Raw genomic sequence first — 22,294 nt, forward strand, 5'->3', positions numbered from 1 at the left:
CGATGGCCGACGAGGGTGATCTCACCGACGGTGTCGACCGCCCCCTGGACTGGGCGAGCGACCCCCACATGAGCGCGGTCGACACCATCATGTGGCGTGGCGACACGGATCGTCGCATGCGGGGCACGATCTGCATGCTGGAGATCTACGACTGCGATCCCGACTGGGATCGGCTGGTCGCCGCCCACGAGTGGGCGAGCCGGATGGCTCCGCGCTTCCGCCAGCGGGTTGTCGACTCCCCGTTCGGCACCGGAACACCCAGTTGGGCAGTCGATCCCGACTTCGATCTGCACTACCACCTGCGCCGGATCAGCCTGGGTGGCGACGGCAGTATGCGGGAACTGCTCACGACGTGCGAGCAGTTGGCGATGACCGCGCTCGACGCCGCACGCCCGCCTTGGGAGGGTTACCTGATCGAAGGTCTGCCCGACGGCAGGGCGGCCTACTTCCTCAAGGCGCATCACGCCCTCACCGACGGCCTGGGTGCGATCCTCGGTCTGGCGCAGTTGCATTCGCCGACGCGGGAGCACAATCCGAGCAAACCGCAGCCGCCGAGCCCCGACCCGGTGAACATCACGCCGCTCGATCTGCTCGAGCGGCAGATCATCGAAGAGGTCCGTCGAGTGCCCCACCGCCTCGACACCGCATTCCGTGGCGTGCGCGCGCTGGCGAATCCGCGGCAGGCGCTGAGTACTGCTCTGCGCTATGGCCGTTCGGTACCGCGAGTGGCGGGCCTCGTCAGCCCTCCGGGTTCTCCCTTGTTGGCCCACCGCAGTCTGTCCTGGCGGTTCAGCGCCTTCGAGGTGCCGTTCGCCGACATGAAAGCCGCCGCGACCGCCGCCCGGTCCTCGATCAACGACGTCTATCTCGCTGGGTTGATCGGCGGATTCCGGCTGTACCACGAGAAGATGGGTTCGCCCATCGAGACGATGCCGGTGGCGATCCCGATCTCGGTGCGCCGACCCGAGGATCCGGCAGGCGGTAATCGCATCGCGGTGGGCCGGCTCGCAGGTCCGGTCGGTATCGCCGACCCCTTCGAACGCGTTCTCACCATCCGCGAGCAGGTCCGCCAGGCCCGCCACGAGCCCGCGGTGGACATCTTCAACACCCTCGGATCGGTGATGGCCTGGCTGCCCGGCACCGTCCTGATGCGGTTCAGCGGAACGACCAGCCAGAACGACCTCCAGGCCAGCAACGTCCCCGGAATCCCGTGGGAGACGTACGTCGCGGGCGCCAAGGTCGAGCGCATGTTCCCCTTCGGCCCACTGCCCGGTTGCGCGATGATGGCCACGATGATCACCCACAACGGAACCGCCTGTCTCGGGATCAATTCCGACGGTGCCGCGGTCACCGACCAGGAGTTGTTCGCCGAGTGCCTGGTCGCCGGGTTCGGCGAGGTGCTGGCGCTGGCCGCCGATGACGACGTGACCCCCGGCGAACTGAAGCGGGTGGTGTGAGGCGCCAACCGGTGGATCTCGTCCCGACGATGCGACTTCGATCGAGGTCGCGTCGTCGAAGTGAGGTCTGGATGCCGGAGCGGCTCGACGCCGGGTTGTGCACATGACCACCGTGATGCTGGTTTTCGTCCTCATCACCGGCGTGATCGCGGCGGCGTGCGCGATCATGGCGGCCTTCACTTACCTACGCCGAGGCCGAGATCCCGTGGCCGCCGACCGTGACGCCCGACGTTGGCTTCTCGGCGTCGCGGTCTTCGGGATCAGCGCGATCGTGCTGCGGTTCGTGTGGTTGTTGCTCCTCTGAGCGCGACCGTCACCGGAAGTACGGCTCGTCCTGAACCCAGTTGAAACCCCTGCTCCGTAACGTCATCGCGTCGTGGTCCATGCGGTGGGCGACGACCGTCGTCGGAATCCCGTCCAGCTCGCCGGACAGCACCAGGGTGTCGTTGTCGGGACGGTCGATCGCCAGCGACGCGGGCGGTTGTTGCATCCGCAGCGTCTTGTCGGAGGTCTCGGCCGGTACCGGCACCAGCACACCGCTCATCATCTGCAACGTGGTGGCTCCGCCAATATCGAAAACTATGCGTTGCCAGCGCTTCTCATCGGTTGTGTGCGGTGGGACCGGCGTTCCTTCTACGCGGAAGTCCTGTACGGTCCAGATGCCGTACAGCTCGGGCTTCGGCGCGCCGGCTCCGTACTCCTGGTACGCGGACCAGCTGATCTGCGCCGCGCCGATCGCCACCCAGATACCCAGGACCACCTGAACTGCCGCGGCCCACCGGTTGAGCTTGCCACTCGTGAACAGGGAAGGCGGGGTGAGTGGATCGGCTGCTCGACCGAACACGAACAGCTCCAGGAGGTTCCGGATCTGCGGGCCCAGCAGGATGAGCGAGAAGACCATCAGGTGGAACGACAGAATCTTTACCGGGACGTCGAACGTCATGTTCAGGATGAACACCTGGACCATCGCGACAAAGCTGACTACCGCGCCGAGTGTGGCTGTGCGCGTCCAGAACAGGAGGAGACCTCCCAGTACCTCGACGCTGCCGAGAAGAATCTCGTAGACAGGTGAGCTGCCGACCTGCAGCCATAGCACCGACGCCGGGCTGAAGTCTCCGAACGGTTCGAGCAGCGCGGCGAGCGGAGGTGGGCCCATCTGCGACGGGATGAGCTTTGCGAAGCCGTAGAACAGCATCTGCCCGCCGAGTGCGAGCCGCAGGAACACCATCGTCCACGACCACAGCCGGGCATAGTCGGGCCGGTGCCGGTCGAGGACCGACCACACACCGGTCACGACAACGGCGACGACGACGATGAGGAACAGGTAGATCCAGATCGCGGCCTGATCACCGCTCCCTGAGTGGAGGTTGAGCACCGCGTCGACGCCGAAGACATTGCGGCCCACCCACTCCATCAGCGGGGACAGCGTCTGCATCTGCCACAGGATTGCGGAGTCGGGCAACAGGTTTCCCGCCACTCCGAAGAACACGAAGGTGATCTGGGCGAAGGTCAGGCAGAACAGGGCCGTGTAGGTGAAGGTGAAGCGGAACGCCACCTTCTTCGCCGGACCCCAAAGGCGTGGCGTCGCTGGGGGTTCGCTGCCGGAGACTGCCGGACTCTCGACTGTGTCGATCACACTCATGTCCCGACGGTAGGGCGACGAGGGCGTCCCGCACATCGGTGAGAAGACCGAGTCGACCCCCTACTTTCGGGTGAGCCCCTTCCGGGACATGTCAGGGTTGACGACCTCCTCGGATCGAGCGTCCTCAGGCGGCTCAGGGGCGGTCGGGGACCGGGCGTCCGGACTGACGGGACCACTGCTCCGGGTCATCTCGCAGCAACCGCGCGCGGCCTTTTCGTCGGTATCGCCAGATCTGTAGCGCACCGAGTCCCCAGAGCAGGAACTGCACGGCCATCGCCCAGGTGAATGCCTCGGCCGGATAGCCGTCGACCCCATCCGGGGTGCGCCAGTCGAGGATCAGGCCGATCAGTCCTGCGGTGACGAGGGTCGCCAGGAAGCCGGCCTGATTGATGAGCCCGGTGGCGGTACTGGTGCGAGAGGCCGGGTTGGAGGTGCGCCCGAGATCGAACCCGACCATCGACGCGGGCCCACCCATCCCGCAGATGATCACCAGGACGACGAGCAACCACAACGGCGCCGCGCCGGGCCACGCCAGCACCACCGCCCAGGCGGTTGCGATGCTCGTGATCACCCCGAGGACCAACGTCGACCGGTGCCACGGCGATCGGGTGATCAGCCACGCGAACGCCGGACCGAAGCCCATGATCGCGAGCACCATGATCGTCAGCAGGAGACCCGCAGCGCCGGCGCTCAAACCCTGGCTCTCCACGAAGAAGGGATAGCCCCACAGGAGGCCGAGCACGTTCGCGCTGAAGGGTGTGGAGAAGTGCATCCAAAAGCCCAGGCGGGTGCCGGGGTGTTCCCACGACTCACCCAGACTCTGCCGGATACCCGCCCACCCGAGGATCGGACCCGACACCGAGCGCGCTGCCGGCGAATCGCGCACCACGAGCAGCGTCGTCAGCAGTAGCGCTGCCCCCATCCCTGCCGTGGCGAGGTACGCGTGCGTCCATCCCAGGGTCGACAGCGCCCAGGTCATCGGGATCGCCGCCGCCACCGCGCCCAACTGGCCCAGCACCCCGGTGAGTTGGGTCATCAGCGGGATTCGCCGCGTCGGGAACCAACTCGTGACCAACCGCAGGACGCACACGAAGGTCATCGCGTCGCCGATCCCGACAAAGAACCGGGACGACAGCGCCCACGGGTAGCTGTCGGCGAACGCGAAGCTGAACTGCGCGAGGGTGAGGATCAGGGTCCCGGTGAGCATCACCCGCCGCGGACCGAACCGGTCGACCAGGAGTCCGACGGGAACCTGCATCAGGGCATAGACCAGGATCTGCAGCACGACGAAGATCGACAGTTGCGACGCGGTGATGTCGAAACGCTCCGCCGCCAACAGGCCCGCCACAGCCAGCGACGACCGCTGCAGAACCGCGACGAAGTACACCGTGAGACCGACCAGCCAGATGACCATGGCCTGGGTCGAACGCGCGGGTGCGGTCATCGGTCGACGACGTTCACGCGCCGCAGGATTCGTTCGGTCACCTCACCATTGTCGGGGTGGGCGCAAACGGTTTGACCGGAGACCCACCGCACGTGGGGTTCGCCGAACAGTCTCCGGTCTCGCCGACGAAAAGCGCCCCTGGTTTGCGCCCTCTGCAGCGACGCCAACAACACCATCGGGCTGTTGCGTAATCGGTGTGGGGGTCGGGTTCGGGTCGGGTTGGCCGGTGGCTGGCCGGGCGGTGTGTCAGGTGAGGGCGGGGGCCAGGGCGGGGTTTCCGATGGCTTTGAACAGGTTGTGGACGAGGGCGTGGAAGCTGAATTCCGCTGCGGCTCTATCGAGTCCGCGGCTGGTGAAGCGGCGGAATCCGAGGTTGTGTTTGGCGTGGCCGAACGGGGTTTCAGCGATGTGGGCGCGTTGACGGTAAAGCGCATGCCCTTCTGGTGTGGCCAACCGGTGGGCCATCGCTTCGATCGGCGAGGCGTCTGGTGGCGGTGGTCCGTGGGTCGGAGTGTGTTGCGCGGCTTCTGAAACTGCCCGGCTTTTGCCGGTCGCGATGAGCCGGTCGGGTCCGGGGGTGGTGAGGTTGTGTTCGGAGAGGTATCCGGCATCGGCCAAGACCACCCCGATGCCGGTCGTCGCCGGCGGGTGGGGTCGATGGGTGTCGATGAGTGTTGCGGCAGTGACGGCTTTGTCGAGCATCGTGGTGAAGGTGGGGGCATCGGCGGGACTGTTGCCCACACCGGTGGCGATGATCAGCCCGTCGTCGCTGGTCACAGCCTGACAGTTGAACCCTTGGAGCCAACCACCGCCACGCAACGGCATCATCCGCGATTGCGGGTCGGTGATGTTGCGCCGTGGCGCCCGTCGCGCCCGTGACGTCGTTGCCGCAGTCGCGGTGGCAGGCGGGGTGGGAGTTGAGTCAGGCGCGGATTTGGCGTGGCGCTGCTGTTGACGGTCCAGGGCCCGCTGGAGTGCTCGTTGGGCGCGCAGCACGTAGTAGTTCGTCTCGACCGGTCCGGGTTCACGGCCCCGCTGCCCGGGCCGATAGCGGTCGATCTTGTCCTGGTGAACGGCGATCGCTCGCGCCAACGACTCGGTCAACACCTCGACCTCGATCTCGACCGGCAACGATCCCTTACCCGTGGCGGGCCCGCCAGAGGCCCGTCGTTCCCGCGCCCGCTGTACCGTCTCCTCGCGGGCCTTCTGGGCCTTCTCACCAGCCTGTTCACGGTCATTCTTGCGCTGGGCGGCCGCCGACTCGGCGTCGTTGAGTTGCTCATTGTGGGCAGCCAGGTCAGCCAACGCTTCAGTGATCCGGGCGTGACGCGACCCTGGATCGTGAAGCTCGCGGGGAAGCTGATCGCCGCGGTCATCACCATGGGCATCATCCTCGGCGACATCGGCCGCTTCGTGTTCGGCCGCGGCACGAGCAGCCTCGGCGGCCAACGCTGCGCGCAATCCTTGCTCGGTCCGATTGGCGCTCAGTGACGCATTGGAGGCGATCTTGACGCCGTCAAGGGCAACGACTCCCAACTGGCCCATCCCGACCCGCGAGCACAGCATCAACACTTGAACGAACAAGTTCTCGATCGCGGGTGCGCAGTCGGCGCGAAACCGCGAGATCGTCACGTGATCAGGGACGTCACCAGCGCAAATGATGCGGTAGGCGACGTCGCGGTGACATAACCGTTCCAGCTGCCGCGAGGACCGTTGACCTTGTGCCCAACCCCAGATCAACAGGGTCAACAACATATCTGGGTGATAGGCGGCGCGACCGGCTCCGCCGGTCTTGCGCACCGCCTGCACCGCCGAGGTATCCAACGAGGCGACCGTATCGATGACCAGCCACACCGGATCATCAGCCGCCAGCCATTCCCGCATACTCGGCGGCATCAGAAACTGTTGATCACGCTGCACCGGACGATAACCCTTGGCCACCAACACATCATCGCCGGAACCCGCCGCCAACCACCCACGACAGGCCGGACCGGACCCAGCCAATTACGCAACAGCGCGCCATGTCGACGGCGGACCGCTGGAGGGTGGGTTCCAGGGGCGTATTTCGGCAGACACCGGCAAGGCCCGGTGCTAACCCCGCGCCATGTCGACGAACCGGCTGAGGTGTAGCTGGTGCGCGACGGTGATGGTGGCGGTGGGGCCGTTACGGTGCTTGCCGACGATGATGTCGGCCTCACCGGCGCGCGGGTCGTCGCGCTCGATCGAGTCGGGGCGGTGTAGCAGGATGACCATGTCGGCGTCCTGCTCCAGCGAACCGGACTCACGGAGGTCCGACACCTGTGGCTTCTTGTCGGTACGTTGCTCGGGACCACGGTTCAGCTGGCTGATCGCGATCACCGGGACCTCGAGCTCCTTGGCCAGCAGCTTGAGCTGACGCGAGAACTCCGAGACCTCTTGCTGTCGGGACTCGACCTTCTTGCCCGACGTCATCAGCTGCATGTAGTCCACCGCAACGACTTTCAGGTCGTGGCGCTGCTTGAGACGACGCGCCTTGGCGCGGATCTCCATCATCGTGAGGTTCGGCGAGTCGTCGATGAAGAACGGCGCATCCGAGATCTCACCCATACGACGGGCCAAACGCGTCCAGTCGTCGTCGCTCATGGTGCCGGCACGCATGTCGGCGAGTTTGACCTTGGCCTCCGCCGACAGCAGACGCATGACGATCTCGGTTTTGCTCATCTCCAGCGAGAACATGGCCGCGGTGAGGCCGTGTCCGATCGCCGCCGAGCGCAGGAAGTCCATTGCCAGCGTCGAGTTGTGTGTCGGGACCATCGCCTCACCGGCGAGGTAGAGATGCTCGTCGTTGTCGACCTCGACACAACGCACCGGCACCGAGTCCACCGGACGCACCGCCACGACGCGGCGGACGCCGGCCTTGCGACGGAGCTCCTTGTGTCGAATTGCCTTGTGGTGAACGGTGAACACGTCTTCGTCGGCGTCGACGCGCAGCCACCCGGTGGCCGAGCGCTTGTAGTTGAAGCCCAGACCGGCGACCAGGTCGGCGACGACCGCGGTCATGTGCCGGGTCGCCGCGGGCACGGTGATCCAGCCGTCGTCGTCGACGGTGGCCCGCGCGTCGAGCAGACCGGCCAGCAGCGCACGGCGCTGAGCGATCGAACCGCGCAGGTACTCGTAGGGGATCCGTCCGCCGAGGTCGGCCATCAGCGTCATCACGTCGACGGGCCCCTCGGCGTCGATGCGCATACTGATCTCGGGATCGTCGAATGCCATCCCCGCCAGCGCCGCGACGGTGTACGGACCGTAAGCAAATCGCTTGCGCGGCAACTCGAGTGGCGCGGTGTTGCGGATGACCGCACAGCCCACGTGCGCGCGTAGCCCCGCCGTGGTGACGACCTGACGCTCGCCGTCGATCTCGGCCGCCCACTGGTGCTGCTCGTCGGCGACCAGCACAGCGCCGTCGTTGAACTCGACCTCGTAGCAGGGACGTTCGGTCATCACGTCGGTCGCGGCGACCACCTTGGTGGGCCGGCCGTGGGCGTCGAGCAGCTCGTCGCCCACCCCGACCTTGCCCATCGTCGTCCAGCCGGAAGGCGTGGGCAGCGGAGTGTCGAGGGCGAGCGCCTTACCGACACCGGGTCGCGCGGCCACGATGATCATCTGGCCCGGGTGGAGACCGTTGGTCAGCTTGTCGAAGTCGGCGAAACCGGTCGGCACGCCCAGCGAGATGCCGCCGCGCGACGCGATGGAGTCGATCTCGTCCATCGTCGGCTGCAGCAGCTCTTCGAGCGGGAGGTAGTCCTCGGCCTGACGGCGTTCGGTGACCTCGTAGACCTCGGCCTGCGCGCGGTCGACGACCTCGGCCACGTCCTGGCCGTCGTTGCCCGCGTAGCCGTACTGCACGATGCGGGTGCCCGCGGTGACCAGACGGCGCAGGATCGCCTTCTCAGCCACGATCTCGGCGTAGTAGCCGGCATTGGCGGCCGTCGGCACCGTCGAGATCAGGGTGTGCAGATAGGGCGCGCCCCCGATGCGCTTGAGCTCGCCCGAGCGCTCGAGTTCCGCGGCGACCGTGACCGCATCGGCGGGTTCGCCCTTGGAATAGAGGCTGAGGATCGCCTCGAACACCGCCTGGTGCGCGGGACGATAGAAATCGGCCGTACGGATCTTCTCGACGACGTCGGCGACCGCATCCTTGGACAGCAACATGCCGCCGAGCACTGATTGCTCGGCAGCCAGATCCTGTGGGGGTTGCCTACCGAAGTCCTCGGTGGGTGGGGCGTCGTCCCCGCCTCGACCTCGACCTCGTTCTTCCCGATCGCCGGCGGCAGGACCGTGCCCGCGGTCATCCACAACAGCCACGTGTGTCTAACCTCTCGCATACGCTCGCACCGCTCGCCCTGACGAGTGGATACGACCTCTGTGGTGTCGGCCCCGGCAGGCCACCTCGCGAGTCTCCGGTGTCGACGTACTGCTCTGTCTCTTGCTCTGTCCGTCTCTTTCCTATCGGGACGCTCCGACAACGACTGCCGGCGGGCGCGCGAAAACAGGACTGAGACCTGAGCCGTGACACTAAGACCTCCGCCACGACGACTCAAACCGGGCTGTTGATGAATCTGGGGAGCACTTGTGGACGACGTGTGAATGAGCGGGGGAGCGATTGTGCACCCGTTGTGGACAACCTGAGGAATTCGGGTGTGAACAACCCTGTTTGCCCAGTTCAGAGCGTCCATTAATTTCCACAATCAAGAAACTGAAAATCCTTCGCCACTCTTCGGCGCGTCGTCACATGGGCGTGTTGCGACGACCGTTCAAGTGCGAGTGGCCAACAATTCGGTGAATTTCCCGAGTGATCTACGTAACAGCCAGGCACGACGGCGCTCAGCCACGTGCCATCTCGCCGGATAGCCGACCGCGACCCGAATCCATGTGATGCAATGTCGATCGTGTCGAGGTTGGGGTTGGGAACCGGGGTCATCCGTCGAACGGTCGGGGCGGTGGCCGCGCTGACGGTCGCGGGCGGGATCGCGCTGGGAGCGCCTCCGGCCAACGCCGCGCCCGGTCCCACGATGCCCGTCGAGTTCGACCTGTCGCGGTACCAGCCGGTCGATCCGACGACCTTCCGCTCGATCGCCTACGGCGACAACGGGCGCTCGTTCTTCACCACCGGCCGCTGGATGTGCCAGATCGGTCAGGCCTACCGTTACGTGGGCTGTCAGGGCCGCCCGGCGACAGCCCCGCCCACCGCGACCGGCGCCGCCATCACAGCGGACCAGCAGGGCCCGTGGTGGGTCAACAGAGACCAGACATACCGCTTCGGTTCGAAGACCGGGTTCCGTCCGCCGGTCCTGGGTGTCGGCAAACGCGTCACCATCGCCGGGGTCACCTGCACCGTGCCGCGGCGCGACGTCGTCGCCTGCCGCACCGGCGAACGGGCGCTGATCTTCACCCCCGCGTGGCACAAGTTCTTCTTTCCGTCCTGGGACACTCTCGGACCGGGCAACAACGCCGTCGCGCACAGCGCCAACCCGGCGCCGCGGTACCTGCCGCCGCGGCTGCAGTACTGGAATCAGTTGCCCGCCAACCCGCCCGCGCCGAAGTAGGCCGCGGAGACAGACACGACAAAGGCCGGGTGGAATCTCTTCCACCCGGCCTTTGTGTGTTCGACGCTGGGGTCAGCTGGCGGCGACCACGGCGAGCTGCACGGTTGCCGAGACCTGCGGATGCAGGGTGACGGTGACCGGGTAGCTACCGGTGGCCTTGATGTGACCCTTGGGCAGCACGACGTTGCGCTTGTCCACGACGGGTCCGCCGGCGGTCTTGATGGCACCGGCGACGTCTGCCGCGGTAACCGAACCGAACAGCTTGCCCGAGTCGTGGGTCTTGACGTCCAGCGAGATTGCGTCGAGGCCCTCGAGGGCCTGCTTCAGCTCGTTGGCGTGCTCGAGACCGCGAACCTCGCGGGCCTCCTGCGCACGGCGGATGCCCTCGACCTGCTTCTCGGCGCCGCGGGTGGCCTTGATGGCCAGGCCGCGAGGCAGCAGGTAGTTGCGGCCGTAGCCGTCCTTGACCACGACGATGTCGCCGGCTTCGCCGAGGTTCTCCACGGCGGCGGTGAGGATGAGCTTCATGTCAACTGATCCTTTCCGCTTATCGGCTGGTCGAGGTGAAGGGCAGCAGGGCCACCTCACGCGAGTTCTTGACGGCCACGGCGACGTCGCGCTGGTGCTGCACGCAGTTGCCGGTCACGCGACGCGAGCGGATCTTGCCGCGGTCGGACAGGAAACGACGCAGAAGCGCGGTGTCCTTGTAATCGATGACGGCCTTCTTGTCCTTGCAGAAGCTGCACGCCTTGGTCTTGGTGACCTTCTCGACGCGAGGCTTCCGGCTGGCCTTTGCCTTTGCCATGTGTGTATTGCTCCAGTCATGCAATCCGGGTCGCCGCCGACGGGCGGAACCCGGGAGTTATCAGAATGGTGGTTCGTCGTCCCCGCCACCGAACGATCCGCCGCTGCTGGCAGGTGCGCTGCCCCAGGGATCGTCGGCGACCTGCTGGTTCGATCCGCCGCCGCGGCTACCGCCGCCGCCACCGGATCCGAATCCGCCGCCGCCACCGCCGCCGCGCGAGGCGCGGTTGACCTTGGCGGTGGCATAACGCAGCGAGGGGCCGATCTCGTCGACCTCGAGTTCCACGACCGTGCGTCGTTCGCCTTCTTTGGTTTCGTAGGACCGCTGCTTGAGCCGTCCCTGCACGATCACCCGGGAACCCTTGGTCAGGCTTTCGGTCACGTTCTCCGCGGCGTCGCGCCAGATGTTGCAGCGGAGGAACAGCGCTTCGCCGTCCTTCCACTCATTGGTCTGACGGTCGAACGTGCGCGGGGTGGAAGCCACCGTGAAGTTGGCAACCGCTGCGCCGGACGGCGTGAACCGCAGTTCCGGGTCGGCGGTGAGATTGCCGATGACGGTGATGACCGTGTCGCCTGCCATGTGTGTTTCCCCTTGGGTCGTAGGTGGGCACTCGCTGATCGACATGCACCGGGATTTTCTGGGTCAACCCTAGAACCCGGTACCGACGTCTTCAGACGTTCAAGAAACCCTGTGTATTACTTCCGCAGGACCTTGGTGCGCAGAACCGACTCGTTCAGCTTCAGCTGACGGTCCAGCTCGGTGACCGTGGCGGGCTCGGCATTGAGATCGATGACGGCGTAGATGCCCTCGTTGTGCTTCAGGATCTCGTAAGCAAGGCGGCGCTTGCCCCAGATGTCGACACCATCCACCGAACCGCCATCCTTGCGGACAACATTGAGGAAAGTATCGAGTGAGGGTGCGACGGTGCGCTCGTCCAGATTCGGATCGAGGATGACCATCAATTCGTAGTGACGCATAAGACCACATCACCTCCTATGGGCTAGGTCGGCCACGGACTGTCCGTGGCAGGAGGGTCGCCTGCGTCGGCAACCGGTCCAAGATACATGACCAGGACGTTTTCCCGGAAATCCGAGGTCGTGAGCACCGGTTCAGCGGCTGATGACGACCCCGATCACTCGGTTCGTGTTGTTCGTGTGCGACGACCTACGCTGTTGGCCATGTCGGAGCCGCGGACCAGTACGCCTCGGCGGATCCCGTGGCTGTCCGGCCGCGGTGAGACCGCGGTTATCGTGCTGGTGTCCCTGCTGGCCACCGCGGCGACGATGTTCTGGAGCTTCCAGACGAAGGCCCGCTGCGGCGGGGCGCCGTTCGACGCCGACGGTCGCAGCGCCAACTGGCCCTCCGGCGATCCCGGCGGTCTCATCCCCTGCTACTCGGACCTGATGTACCTGTGGCTCGGCCGCGACATCAACAACCACGTGTTCCCTTACATCCACGGCGGGATCACCGGGGACGGCACGCTTTTCGGGGGCGTCGTCGAATATCCGGTGCTGTCGGGTCTGTTCATGTACGTCGGGGCGATCGGCGCGGACACCGACACCGCGTTCTTCACCCAGTCCGCACTGTTGTTGGCGCCGTTCGGTTTCGCGATCACGCTGATGCTGGCGCTGATGGTCCGCTGGTGGGCGCTGCTGTGGGCGGCCACTCCCCCGCTGGTCCTGTACTCCTTCCACAACTGGGAGTTGCCGGTGGTCGCCACCGCGGTCGCCGCCATCGCGGTGATGACGTGGGGCGGATCGATCGACCACGCCACCGGCCGACGACGACTCCCGCTGCGCGCCTGTGCCGTGGTGGCGGCCGTCCTGCTCGCGATCGGCTTCTGCCTCAAGCTCTATCCCGGGATCTTCGTGCTGCCGTTGGCCGCCTATGTCCTGACCGGGGGCGCCGGTGGACCACGACGCGCCGGGCGTCGCGGCCTCGACTGGGTGGGCGCCGCGTGGGTGGCCGGCGCAGCGGTGGTCACCGTCGTCGCGATCCAGTTGCCGTTCATGATCCTCGGATTCGACGGTTGGAAGGCTGCACTGACGTTCCAGGGGCGGCGTCGGGCCGATGTCGACACCAACTCCATCTGGTACTGGGGTCTCCGCTACGTCACCGGGACGACGGACACCTACCACTCCATCGTCGGGGTGGCGTCGCCGATCCTGATACTCGCCGGCTTCGCCGTGGCCATGTACCTGGGGTGGCGCCGCTACGAGCGGATCGGCGTCTTCCCCTGGATCGGTGTGAGCGGGGCGATGCTCGCCGGCTTCATGCTGTTCCACAAGGTTCACTCACCGCAGTACACGCTCTGGATTCTTCCGTTCTTCGTGCTCATGCGGGTCCGCTGGCAGGTGATCGCCGTCTACCTGCTCACCGATATCGCCCTCGATCTGACGATCTTCCGCCTGTTCCCCATCCGCGACGCCGGCGATCCCCTGCCCTGGTGGGTGCTGACCGGGGTCGCCGGCTCGGTGTGGGTGCACGCGGTGCTGCTCGTCTACCTGATCGGCACGCTCGCCCGCACACCGCTGCGGCAACCGCTCGCGTCGAAGACGATCCGCGCCGCGGGACCGGGTGATCGCACCGGAACTCCCACGACCCGGCCGGTACCTGCCACGGACCGGACCTGACATGAGTTCCTGGTTGGGCACGGGCCCACTCGTCGGCGAGCGGGTCACCCTGGGGCCGTTAACCGCCGACGACGCTCCGGCACTCGCCCGCGTGGTCGGGGACCCGGCCCGGTTCCGCTGGTCTCCCGGTGTCCCCGTCGACCTCGCCACCGCCCACCGCTACGTCGACGCCGCCAACGCCGACCCCGAAGCGCGCGTCCCGTTCGCGGTCGTCGACAACGTCGACGGTCAGGTCGTCGGGTCGACGAGCTTCTACGAAATCGACCACGCCCACCGGAGTGTCTGCATCGGGTACACGTTCTATGCCGAACGCGTTCAGGGGACGACGGTCAACCCAACAGCGAAGTACCTGCTGTTGCGGCACGCGTTCGAACACTGCGGCGCGGTTCGGGTCACCTGGCACACCCACGAGCACAACGCGCAGTCCCGCGCCGCGATCGAGAAGCTCGGCGCCCGCTTCGAGGGGCTGCTCCGCAAACACCGACGGTTCGGCGACGACTGGCGGACCACCGCGCTCTACGCGATGACCGACGACGACTGGCCGGCCGCCAAAGCCTTACTGCTACAGCGGATGTCCGCCTGATCCAGGTCCCCTGCCCTCGGGCTCCTTGGTGTGGTCGGGGTGACCGTGCGTCCGTCGGTCCTCTTTCATCCGCGCCTCGTGGAGGTGTGCGATCCCGTCGGTCAGCTCGGCCCGCGCCCGATCGGCATGCTCGCGCAACGGCTGCCAGTAGGTGGAGTCGAACTCCTCGACAACCTGGAATGTCCAGCGCCCGTTGATGACATTGCGCCCGACCATCTCGGTGGCGAGGGCATCCGCCATCTCGGAGTGCCCGTCCTCGCGCAGTGCGTCCACGGCCTCGCCGAGCAACAGGTCTGCGTGCCCGATGAGTTGATGGAAACTGTAGAGGTGGCCGCGGGCACGCTCGACGTACTCGAGCGCCTCCCCCACCTTGCCGACCGCCTCTGCGGTGCTGTCCGGGATGTTCTCGCCACGCTCAGCCATGTCCGGACCATACCCACGACGGACACGCCTCAACCCTCAGAGGCGTCGACCGAGGTAGCTGCCGTAGACGTAGTCCTCGTCGAATCCGCCGTTGATCTCACTGACCTCGCCATTGAGTGCCTGGCTGATCTTGCGACTCAGCTCGCGGAATTCTGGTTGCGCCTCAGCGGATCTCGGCGCCAGCGCGGAAAGGGTGCACAACCAGCGGTGGACGACGCGCAGATCGTCGGTGGACAGCGGGCCACGTACCCAGTTGGCCTTCTCCCAGGTCTGACGCTCCCAGGCCTGCCACGGGTGGTCCCATCCGGTCGGGGGCGAGATCGCGAACAGGCCGCGTACGACGACGTCGTTGCGATCGACCCCCGCCTCTGTGCGCCAGCGATCCACGAGCCGCGAATAGGCGACGTAGTCGGCGGCGGTCCAGACGCCGTCGCGCAGACCCTTCCACCCGGCACGTCGCAACGACCGGCCCACCTTGGCCTCGAGCACCGGGCTCGGGTGTTTCGGGTCCCCGGCGCCCGCGAAGTACAGGAACCAGGTGAACCCGCCCGGTCCGAGCCGGTCGATGGTGTTGCCGCCCTTGTCCGGTCGCAGCATCGCGTACGCCGCACCCGGGTCGTCGCGACTCGCGAGGGCGGCCTCCTGCAGCAGCTTTCCGAGGCGCTTGCGGTCGGCGGCCACGGCGGCGATCCGCTTCTTGCCGTCGGAGTTCTGCCGGCCCAGGCAGAACGCGACGACATTCCACAGCAGGGCGATCGCATCCTCCGGGGACTCTCCGGCGACCGCACCGAGGCCGAACAGGTCCTGTCGGCCGATTCGACTGCCGTGCAACGTGTTCGGCATCTCGAACTCGGCCAGGGTGTCGGTCCACCACTGCTGGTCGACCAGCACGGAATCGGCCAGGAGTTCGGCCGTTCGGTCGCCGGCGGCAAGCCAGTCGGTGAGGTCGTCGGGTACTGCGAGTTGCAACGGATTCATGCTGGATTGGACGCAGCGGCGCGGCGTTCGGTTCCCTAGGGTTCGTCTCCGCCCGCGGCGCGATGGCTATCCCGTCACCGAGTACCGACTGAAATCGGCTCGGCCACTTCGGCTTCGGCCCGCCGTCGCCTTCGCCCCGACGGCAGGTGCAACCGGATGTGGTCCGGCGCACCGTCGAGCACTCCACCGGCCGGATCGTCGTACCAGCGACCGTCGTTCCCGCGTCGGACGAGATCGTCCTTCGGATGCCAGATCTGCCAGACCACAACCGCACACAGCACGATGACGAGCAGACCGCGGAGCACCACCGCGGCGGTGAACCACTGGTCGGGGAGCCAGCGCCGCTCCTGGTCGAGGAACAGGCTCATCCGAGGAATCCAGATCAGCGCGTCGACCGTCATCCACGTCAGGAGCAACCGGGTGTGCGGGATCGCGAGGACCGCCAGCGGCACCAGCCACAGCGAGTACTGCGGGCTCCACACCTTGTTGACGAGCAGGAAGCCGGCGACGGCGAGGAACGCCAGTTGCGCGACCCGCGGACGGAACGGCGCACACAGACCGATGAGGGCGACCCCCACCAGGACGACGACGGTCAACCCGACCGACAGCGCGTTCAGAATGTTGATGTTCCATGTGAAACCAAGCGTGTCGGCGAGGATGCGGTAGATGGTGTCGGCGTCGGCCGAGCGATCGCCGTTGAACCGGAAGAACTCCCACCACCCGGTGGGATACGGGATGAGGATCGGCAGGTTGACGAGCAGCCAGGCAGCGACCGCGGCCCCGGCCGTGGCCCCGAACTCGCGGACGCGACCGGACCGCAGACACAACGCTCCCAGAACCACCAGGAGCAATGCCGGGTAGAGCTTCGCGGCGGCACCGACCCCGATGGCCACGCCGGCGATCCACGGCCGGTCCCGTGACCAGGCGAGCAGTGCGACCGCGACGGCGGCCGTCGCGATGGTGTCGAAGTTCGTGAAGGCGTGCACGAACACCAGCGGCGAGAGCGCGGCCAGCCAGACCGTCCACATCCGGGTGCGTGCGGTCAGAGCCGTCGCCCAGATCGTGACCAGCCAGAACAGGGCCAGACCGAGCGCGACGATGGTGGAGAACAGCACGACGTCGAGCGCACCGGGGACACCCCAGTTCTCCTCGGCCCACACCCACCCGCGGGTCAGTTGCGCGGCGCCGTACATGAACATCCCGGTGAGGACCGGGTACTCCATGTACCGCTTGATGGTCTGGCCCCCGGCGTCCTCCTGGAACCAGAAATCGCGGTACGGCAGGGCCCCGATGTTGAGTCGTTCGGCCCCGTACAGGCTGATGACGTCGCTGTAGCAGAGGTTGGTGAACTGCCGCTGGTCGTCCCAGTCGAGTCTCATCTCGGCGCCCGGGCGGCCCGCCGAACCGTCGTCCGCCGGAGCCTGCTGCAGGCAGCTCGCTTTACCGAACCAGCCGAGGGCCAGTCCGCACAACGCGAGCGCGAACAGCACGCGCAGCGGTGTCAGGTGGCGGCTGCGTCCGATGACGGCGTGCGCGCCCGCCGGGCCGCCGACGAGCGAACTCGCCTCGCGCACCAGGTTGTCCGAGCGCGTCGGGAGTACTCGTTCGGCGTCGACGCGTTCATCGCACGCCAACGGGGCAGGGCTGTCCCAGGCAGGGTCGGCTGCGTCAGCAGAGTCAGCCGGGGGATCCTGGTCAGCCGACGGGCGGTTCAGGGATTCCTCCGCCGTCCTCACCACCGGGCTGGTTGCCCCCGCCCGGCGAGTTGTCGCCACCGGCGCCTCCGCCGTCGGGTGAGTTGCCCCCGCCCGGCGAGTTGCCGCCGCCGGTGCCGCCACCGCCGCGCGGGCCGCCTCCCGGGAGCGGGATGGTCACACCCGGCGCGAGGGTCAGGTTGCCGTCGCCGCCCTGGTCGGGGATCTCGAAGGTCGGGACAGAGGGTCCGCGCGAGCGCGTCGGCGGGGCGTAGGTCGTCGCCGGCGCCTCGTACGGGATGCCGACCTGTCCGCCGATCGCCTCCTCGGGCTCGGGGAACTCCTTGATCTCCTTGCCCTCGAGGGCGGAGTTCATGGCCGCCTTCCAGATCTGCGAGGGCAGGCCGCTGCCGTAGATCGACGCGCCGCTGTAGTTGGTGAGCGCGGTGCCGTCGTTGGTGCCGACCCAGACCGCGGTGGACAGCTGCGGCGTGTACCCGACCATCCAGGCGTCCTTGTTCTTGCCGGTGTCGCCGAGCTGCACGGTTCCGGTCTTGGCAGCCGACGGACGCGCGCCCAGCGACGGGTCGTAGAGCGAGTTGCCGTTGGAGTAGGCCGCGATCGGCTCGAGGGCCGCGGTCACGGTGTCTGCGACCTTGGCGGGGAAGACCCGCTTGCCCTCGTTCTTGCGCTCGAAGAGCACCTGGCCCTCGGAGTCGGTGACCTTCTGCACGAAGTACGGCTCGTGGTAGACGCCGGAGGCCGCGAGCGTCGCATACGCCGAGGCCATGTCGATCACGCGCGACTGGTACTGGCCGAGTACGACGCCGCCCTCAGGGGAGCCGTTCGCCTCTTGCAGGGTCTTCTCGATGTTGCCGAAGGACTCGGCGACGCCGGCCCGGTGCGCCGCGTCGGCGACGTCCTCGGCGCCACGCTTGAGGTCCATCATGAGGCGGTAGTAGACGGTGTTCAGCGACATCTTCATCGCGGTCGCGAGGTTGCACGAGCCGCAGCTCTCGCCGTCGGAGTTCTCGACCGTCAGTCCGCCGCTGGCCTCGAAGGGCGCCGAGCTGTAGGTCTTCGACAGCGGGATGTCCTGCTCGAGGGCCGCGATGAGCGCGAAGACCTTGAACGACGAGCCGGTCTGGAGGCCGGCCTGCGCGAGATCCCAGCCGCCGGCATTGTCACCGCCGTAGTAGCCGCGCACCGCCCCGGACTGCGGGTCGATGGACACCACGGATGCCAGGAGGTCGTCCGGTTCCCCGTTCAGCTGGCCGTTCGGGCACTTGTAGATCTTGTTCTTGCGGCAGGCCGCCTGAACGACGCCGTTCTGCACCTGGGGGTCGATGGTGGTGCTGATCTTGAGGCCGCCGGTCTGCAACTGCTTCTCGGTGATGCCGACGCTGTTGAGCTCTTCGAGCACCCGACGCTTGATCAGACCGTTGGGGCCGGGTGTCTCGTCACTGCCGCTGACCCGCGCCTTGACGGTCTTGGGGAAGACCGCGTTGTCGGCCTGCTGCTGGGTGATGGCGCCGGTCGCGACCATGCCGCTCAGCACGTAGCGCCACCGGGCCTCGGTCGCCTCGAGGTTGTTCTCGGGGTCGTAATACGACGGTGCGCGGATGACGCCGGCGAGCAGCGCGGCCTCTTCGAAGGTCAGTGGGTTCTTCTTGGCACGCGCCGGATCGGTGATCGACTTGTTGAAGTACTTCTGCGTGGCCACGGCGACGCCGTAGGCACCGCGCCCGAAGTAGATGGTGTTGAGGTAGGCCTCGAGGATCTTCTCCTTGGACCAGCCGTGTCGCTCGTTCATCTTGGCGGCGATCGCGAGTTCCTTGAACTTGCGGTCGAAGCTGCGTTCGTCGCCGACGATCGCGTTCTTGACGTACTGCTGGGTGATCGTCGAACCACCGCCGGCGGAGGTGTTACCGGTGATCTGACCGATCACCGCGCGGGACAGACCGCGGGGCGAGAAGCCGTTGTTGGTCCAGAACTCGCGGTCCTCGGCGGCGACGATCGCCTGGATCATCGTGTCGGGGATCTCGTCGAACGGCACCACCTGGCGGTTGCCGTCGGGCTGGGTGATGTCGGCGAGGGTGCGGCCGGAGGTGTCGACGATTGTTGCCTTCTGGCTGACCTCGGGTTCGGGGATCTCCGCGGTGAAGTAGGTGAAGGCGAACGCGATGGTCAACACCAGGACGATGGCCGGGACGATCGCACCCACGGCGCCGAGCGCCCATGCGAACCGTTTCTGCCGCACCTGAGCGGCCTGCCTGTTGGCTCGTCCGTTGTTACCGCCACCGTTGCGACCGGGACGGGATCCGGTACCGCGCGGTGTGGGCGAAGAACCGTACGCCTCGCTCATCGTCCACCTTTCCTACCGGGCCGTGCGGCGCGTCACACGCCGCTGGCCTCGGTCTCATTCTCTAGCCTCGTGCCACTCCACTTTGACAGCACGCATGAGGCCCCGGCAAAAACCCGCAGGCCAGCGCGCTACTTGGCCACACGTCGGGTGCGACGCGTGGTCCGCGGCGGCAGCCCGGCAACGTATGACTGCACCAGATGGTTCCAGCTGCACGTCCGGCACACTTCGACGACGTGCACCGAGAACTCCTCGGCGGTGGTCGCCAGCCGGGTGATCTCCTCAGTGCTCCGCGCTGAGCCGCTGACTTGGCCAAGCCGTTCGCCGAACACCCAGGAAACCAGGGTGACCTGCTCTTTTCGGCAGATCGGGCACATCGTTTCACTAGGCCGACCGTGAAATTTCGCCGCGCGCAGAAGGTACGGACTCGCATCGCATACGTCGGCCACGGCAGTCCGGCCCGCGTGGACCGAGGACAGCCGAGCGCGCCGCTGCAGGGCGTAGTCGACGATCTGGCGTTGCACGGGTTCAAGCGTACGTGGTCACACCTTTGCCGTCGGCGCGACGGGTCCGCCGCTCACGGGACCGGGTGGCCGCCGAAACCAGCCAGGGACCCGGTGTACCTTCGTCGGTCGACCTGGTCGTGGACACGGTTATATCGGTGCGATACATTTGCTAACACATCGGAGCGAGGTGTTGTGCTGTCAGCACCTTCCGACACATCGACGGACCGGAGGGGGTGACGAAGTGCTCGAGCTCGCGATCCTGGGGTTACTTCTCGAAGCCCCCATGCACGGTTACGAGCTGCGCAAGCGGCTGACCGGGCTCCTCGGGGCTTTCCGTGCCTTCTCCTACGGTTCGCTGTATCCGACCCTGCGTCGGATGCAGGCCGACGGTCTCATCGACGAAGCCGACGCGCCCTCGGGCATGAAGGTTCGTCGTGGGCGTCGGGTGTACCAGCTCACCGATGCCGGTCGCGCTCGGTTCGCCGAGCTCGTGGCCGACACCGGGCCGCAGAACTACACCGACGACGGTTTCGGTGTGCATCTGGCGTTCTTCAGCCGGACTCCCGCAGTTGCGCGCATGCGCATCCTCGAGGGCCGTCGCCGGCAGGTCGAGGAGCGCCGCGAAGGGTTGCGGGAGATCGTCGGACGGTCCAACCGGGCGGTCGATCGCTACACCCGCCAGCTGCATCAACTCAGCCTCGAGTCCAGCGAACGGGAGGTCCGCTGGCTCAACGAGCTGATCGCCGCCGAGAGCTCCCAACAGCGAGACGGGACTCCAAGTCCGTTCGATTCCGACACGTTCGATCCCGACGACACCGCTCGGGACGACGCCGGAACCGAACAGTCACCTGTCGATCCGGGGCCGGACGCCGGCATCGGACGATCCGATGACGAATTGCCAGAACCGGACTCGACGCAGAGCCGGGACGAACAGCTCGGGCACCCGAGCAAGTGAAAACACCGGTGGCGCAGCGAAGGTCTGCGACGCCGCAACAAGAAGGAGAGCCCGACCATGGGTGAGCCCAATAAGGTGCGCGTTGCCATTGTGGGCGTAGGAAACTGCGCTTCATCCTTGGTGCAAGGCGTGCAGTACTACAAGGACGCCGACGAGAACGCCAGCGTTCCCGGCCTGATGCATGTGAAGTTCGGTCCGTACCACGTCCGCGACGTCGAGTTCGTCGCCGCGTTCGACGTGGACGCGAAGAAGGTCGGCTTCGACCTGTCCGACGCGATCTTCGCGAGCGAGAACAACACCATCAAGATCGCCGACGTGCCGCCGACCGGTGTCACCGTCCAGCGCGGCCACACCCTCGACGGTCTCGGCAAGTACTACCTCGAGACCATCACCGAGGCCGACGGCTCGGGTGTCGACGTCGTTCAGGCCCTCAAGGACGCCGAGGTCGACGTCCTCGTCAGCTACCTGCCGGTGGGCTCGGAGCAGGCCGACAAGTTCTACGCACAGTGCGCCATCGACGCCAACGTCGCCTTCGTCAACGCACTCCCGGTCTTCATCGCCTCTGACCCCGAGTGGGCCCAGAAGTTCACCGACGCCGGTGTCCCGATCGTCGGCGACGACATCAAGAGCCAGGTCGGCGCCACCATCACCCACCGCGTGATGGCGAAGCTGTTCGAGGATCGCGGCGTCACCCTCGACCGCACCTACCAGCTCAACGTCGGCGGCAACATGGACTTCAAGAACATGCTCGAGCGTGAGCGCCTGGAGTCCAAGAAGGTCTCGAAGACCCAGGCCGTGACCTCCAACCTGACCGGCTCGCTCGCCGGCAAGGTCGAGGACAAGAACGTCCACATCGGCCCGTCCGACCACGTCGCATGGCTCGACGACCGCAAGTGGGCCTACGTCCGCCTCGAGGGTCGTGCCTTCGGTGACGTGCCCCTGAACCTGGAGTACAAGCTCGAGGTCTGGGACTCCCCCAACTCGGCCGGCATCATCATCGACGCCGTGCGCGCCGCCAAGATCGCCAAGGACCGCGGCATCGGCGGCCCGATCCTCCCGGCATCGGCCTACCTGATGAAGTCCCCGCCGAAGCAGCTCGCCGACGACGTCGCGCGTCAGCAGCTCGAGGCGTTCATCGTCGAGGCCTGATCCTCTTCGGAACGATCCACGACGTCCCCGTCGGATTCGTGAGGTACATCCTCACGATCCGGCGGGGGCGTCGTCGTTTCC

The 22,294-nt window shown here is 66.7% G+C and carries 20 protein-coding genes; 7 read left to right on the forward strand and 13 right to left on the reverse strand.

Translation table 11 applies throughout. The features are described 5' to 3' along the window. The first annotated feature begins 2 nt into the window (after positions 1-2). On the forward strand, positions 3-1,457 hold the full coding sequence (locus RVF83_RS05125; protein WP_005193764.1) for a wax ester/triacylglycerol synthase domain-containing protein: 1,455 nt from the start codon (positions 3-5) through the stop codon (positions 1,455-1,457). Between the two features lie 103 nt (positions 1,458-1,560). Further along, positions 1,561-1,761, forward strand: coding sequence for a hypothetical protein (locus RVF83_RS05130; protein ID WP_051989220.1), 201 nt, complete (start codon positions 1,561-1,563; stop codon positions 1,759-1,761). A 9-nt stretch (positions 1,762-1,770) separates the two neighbouring features. Here RVF83_RS05130 and RVF83_RS05135 read toward each other — a convergent pair whose 3' ends face one another. The 4 genes from RVF83_RS05135 to dnaB form a co-directional block, all read right to left on the reverse strand. Next, positions 1,771-3,099, reverse strand: coding sequence for a DoxX family protein (locus tag RVF83_RS05135; protein ID WP_039879777.1), 1,329 nt, complete (start codon positions 3,097-3,099; stop codon positions 1,771-1,773). A gap of 133 nt (positions 3,100-3,232) precedes the next feature. Beyond that, positions 3,233-4,543 (reverse strand): MFS transporter, encoded by a 1,311-nt coding sequence (locus tag RVF83_RS05140; protein ID WP_005193757.1) that lies wholly within the window; start codon positions 4,541-4,543, stop codon positions 3,233-3,235. A gap of 246 nt (positions 4,544-4,789) precedes the next feature. Then, complete coding sequence (locus RVF83_RS05145; RefSeq protein WP_005194066.1) at positions 4,790-6,484, reverse strand: transposase; 1,695 nt, start codon at positions 6,482-6,484, stop codon at positions 4,790-4,792. A gap of 150 nt (positions 6,485-6,634) precedes the next feature. Beyond that, positions 6,635-8,884, reverse strand: a complete 2,250-nt coding sequence (gene dnaB, locus RVF83_RS05150) for a replicative DNA helicase (RefSeq protein ID WP_039879821.1) — start codon at positions 8,882-8,884, stop codon at positions 6,635-6,637. A 575-nt stretch (positions 8,885-9,459) separates the two neighbouring features. Between dnaB and RVF83_RS05155 the strand changes: the two genes are divergently transcribed. Then, positions 9,460-10,125: a hypothetical protein gene (locus RVF83_RS05155; RefSeq protein ID WP_005194102.1), complete on the forward strand. Its 666-nt coding sequence runs from the start codon at positions 9,460-9,462 to the stop codon at positions 10,123-10,125. A 72-nt stretch (positions 10,126-10,197) separates the two neighbouring features. Here the strand turns inward: RVF83_RS05155 and rplI are convergent, their stop codons facing one another. From rplI to rpsF, 4 genes are all read right to left on the reverse strand, one after another. Further along, positions 10,198-10,653 carry a 50S ribosomal protein L9 gene (gene rplI, locus RVF83_RS05160; RefSeq protein WP_005194104.1) on the reverse strand — a complete coding sequence of 152 codons (456 nt, stop codon included), beginning with the start codon at positions 10,651-10,653 and terminating at the stop codon, positions 10,198-10,200. 19 nt (positions 10,654-10,672) lie between these two features. Continuing rightward, positions 10,673-10,930, reverse strand: coding sequence for a 30S ribosomal protein S18 (rpsR, locus tag RVF83_RS05165; RefSeq protein ID WP_005194109.1), 258 nt, complete (start codon positions 10,928-10,930; stop codon positions 10,673-10,675). A gap of 60 nt (positions 10,931-10,990) precedes the next feature. Continuing rightward, positions 10,991-11,509: a single-stranded DNA-binding protein gene (locus tag RVF83_RS05170; protein ID WP_005194110.1), complete on the reverse strand. Its 519-nt coding sequence runs from the start codon at positions 11,507-11,509 to the stop codon at positions 10,991-10,993. Positions 11,510-11,625: 116 nt separating this feature from the next. Next, positions 11,626-11,907: a 30S ribosomal protein S6 gene (gene rpsF, locus RVF83_RS05175; RefSeq protein ID WP_004020660.1), complete on the reverse strand. Its 282-nt coding sequence runs from the start codon at positions 11,905-11,907 to the stop codon at positions 11,626-11,628. A gap of 201 nt (positions 11,908-12,108) precedes the next feature. Between rpsF and RVF83_RS05180 the strand changes: the two genes are divergently transcribed. Both RVF83_RS05180 and RVF83_RS05185 read left to right on the forward strand, forming a co-directional pair. Beyond that, positions 12,109-13,563 carry a hypothetical protein gene (locus tag RVF83_RS05180; RefSeq protein ID WP_051989228.1) on the forward strand — a complete coding sequence of 485 codons (1,455 nt, stop codon included), beginning with the start codon at positions 12,109-12,111 and terminating at the stop codon, positions 13,561-13,563. A 1-nt stretch (position 13,564) separates the two neighbouring features. Beyond that, positions 13,565-14,146 (forward strand): GNAT family N-acetyltransferase, encoded by a 582-nt coding sequence (locus RVF83_RS05185; RefSeq protein WP_005194119.1) that lies wholly within the window; start codon positions 13,565-13,567, stop codon positions 14,144-14,146. Here RVF83_RS05185 and RVF83_RS05190 read toward each other — a convergent pair. The 5 genes from RVF83_RS05190 to RVF83_RS05210 all read right to left on the reverse strand — a co-directional run bounded on the left by RVF83_RS05190 (position 14,126) and on the right by RVF83_RS05210 (position 20,127). Continuing rightward, positions 14,126-14,569: a hypothetical protein gene (locus RVF83_RS05190; RefSeq protein ID WP_005194120.1), complete on the reverse strand. Its 444-nt coding sequence runs from the start codon at positions 14,567-14,569 to the stop codon at positions 14,126-14,128. The genes RVF83_RS05185 and RVF83_RS05190 overlap by 21 nt on opposite strands. A 36-nt stretch (positions 14,570-14,605) precedes the next feature. Continuing rightward, positions 14,606-15,547 (reverse strand): hypothetical protein, encoded by a 942-nt coding sequence (locus tag RVF83_RS05195; protein WP_005194122.1) that lies wholly within the window; start codon positions 15,545-15,547, stop codon positions 14,606-14,608. 74 nt (positions 15,548-15,621) lie between these two features. Beyond that, complete coding sequence (locus RVF83_RS05200; protein ID WP_005194124.1) at positions 15,622-17,181, reverse strand: glycosyltransferase family 87 protein; 1,560 nt, start codon at positions 17,179-17,181, stop codon at positions 15,622-15,624. Positions 17,182-17,242: 61 nt separating this feature from the next. Further along, the gene (locus tag RVF83_RS05205) at positions 17,243-19,606 is read right to left on the reverse strand and encodes a transglycosylase domain-containing protein (protein ID WP_005194126.1); all 2,364 of its coding nucleotides are present in this window, start codon (positions 19,604-19,606) and stop codon (positions 17,243-17,245) included. A gap of 128 nt (positions 19,607-19,734) precedes the next feature. Continuing rightward, positions 19,735-20,127 carry a DUF5318 family protein gene (locus tag RVF83_RS05210; protein WP_005194128.1) on the reverse strand — a complete coding sequence of 131 codons (393 nt, stop codon included), beginning with the start codon at positions 20,125-20,127 and terminating at the stop codon, positions 19,735-19,737. A 223-nt stretch (positions 20,128-20,350) separates the two neighbouring features. Here RVF83_RS05210 and RVF83_RS05215 point away from each other — a divergent pair, with 223 nt between their 5' ends. Then, positions 20,351-21,064: a PadR family transcriptional regulator gene (locus RVF83_RS05215; RefSeq protein WP_005194132.1), complete on the forward strand. Its 714-nt coding sequence runs from the start codon at positions 20,351-20,353 to the stop codon at positions 21,062-21,064. Between the two features lie 57 nt (positions 21,065-21,121). Next, positions 21,122-22,213 (forward strand): inositol-3-phosphate synthase, encoded by a 1,092-nt coding sequence (locus tag RVF83_RS05220; protein WP_039879823.1) that lies wholly within the window; start codon positions 21,122-21,124, stop codon positions 22,211-22,213. Positions 22,214-22,294: the final 81 nt, after the last annotated feature.

Origin of the sequence: Gordonia rubripertincta (genome assembly GCF_038024875.1) — a bacterium.
Lineage (GTDB): Bacteria > Actinomycetota > Actinomycetes > Mycobacteriales > Mycobacteriaceae > Gordonia > Gordonia rubripertincta.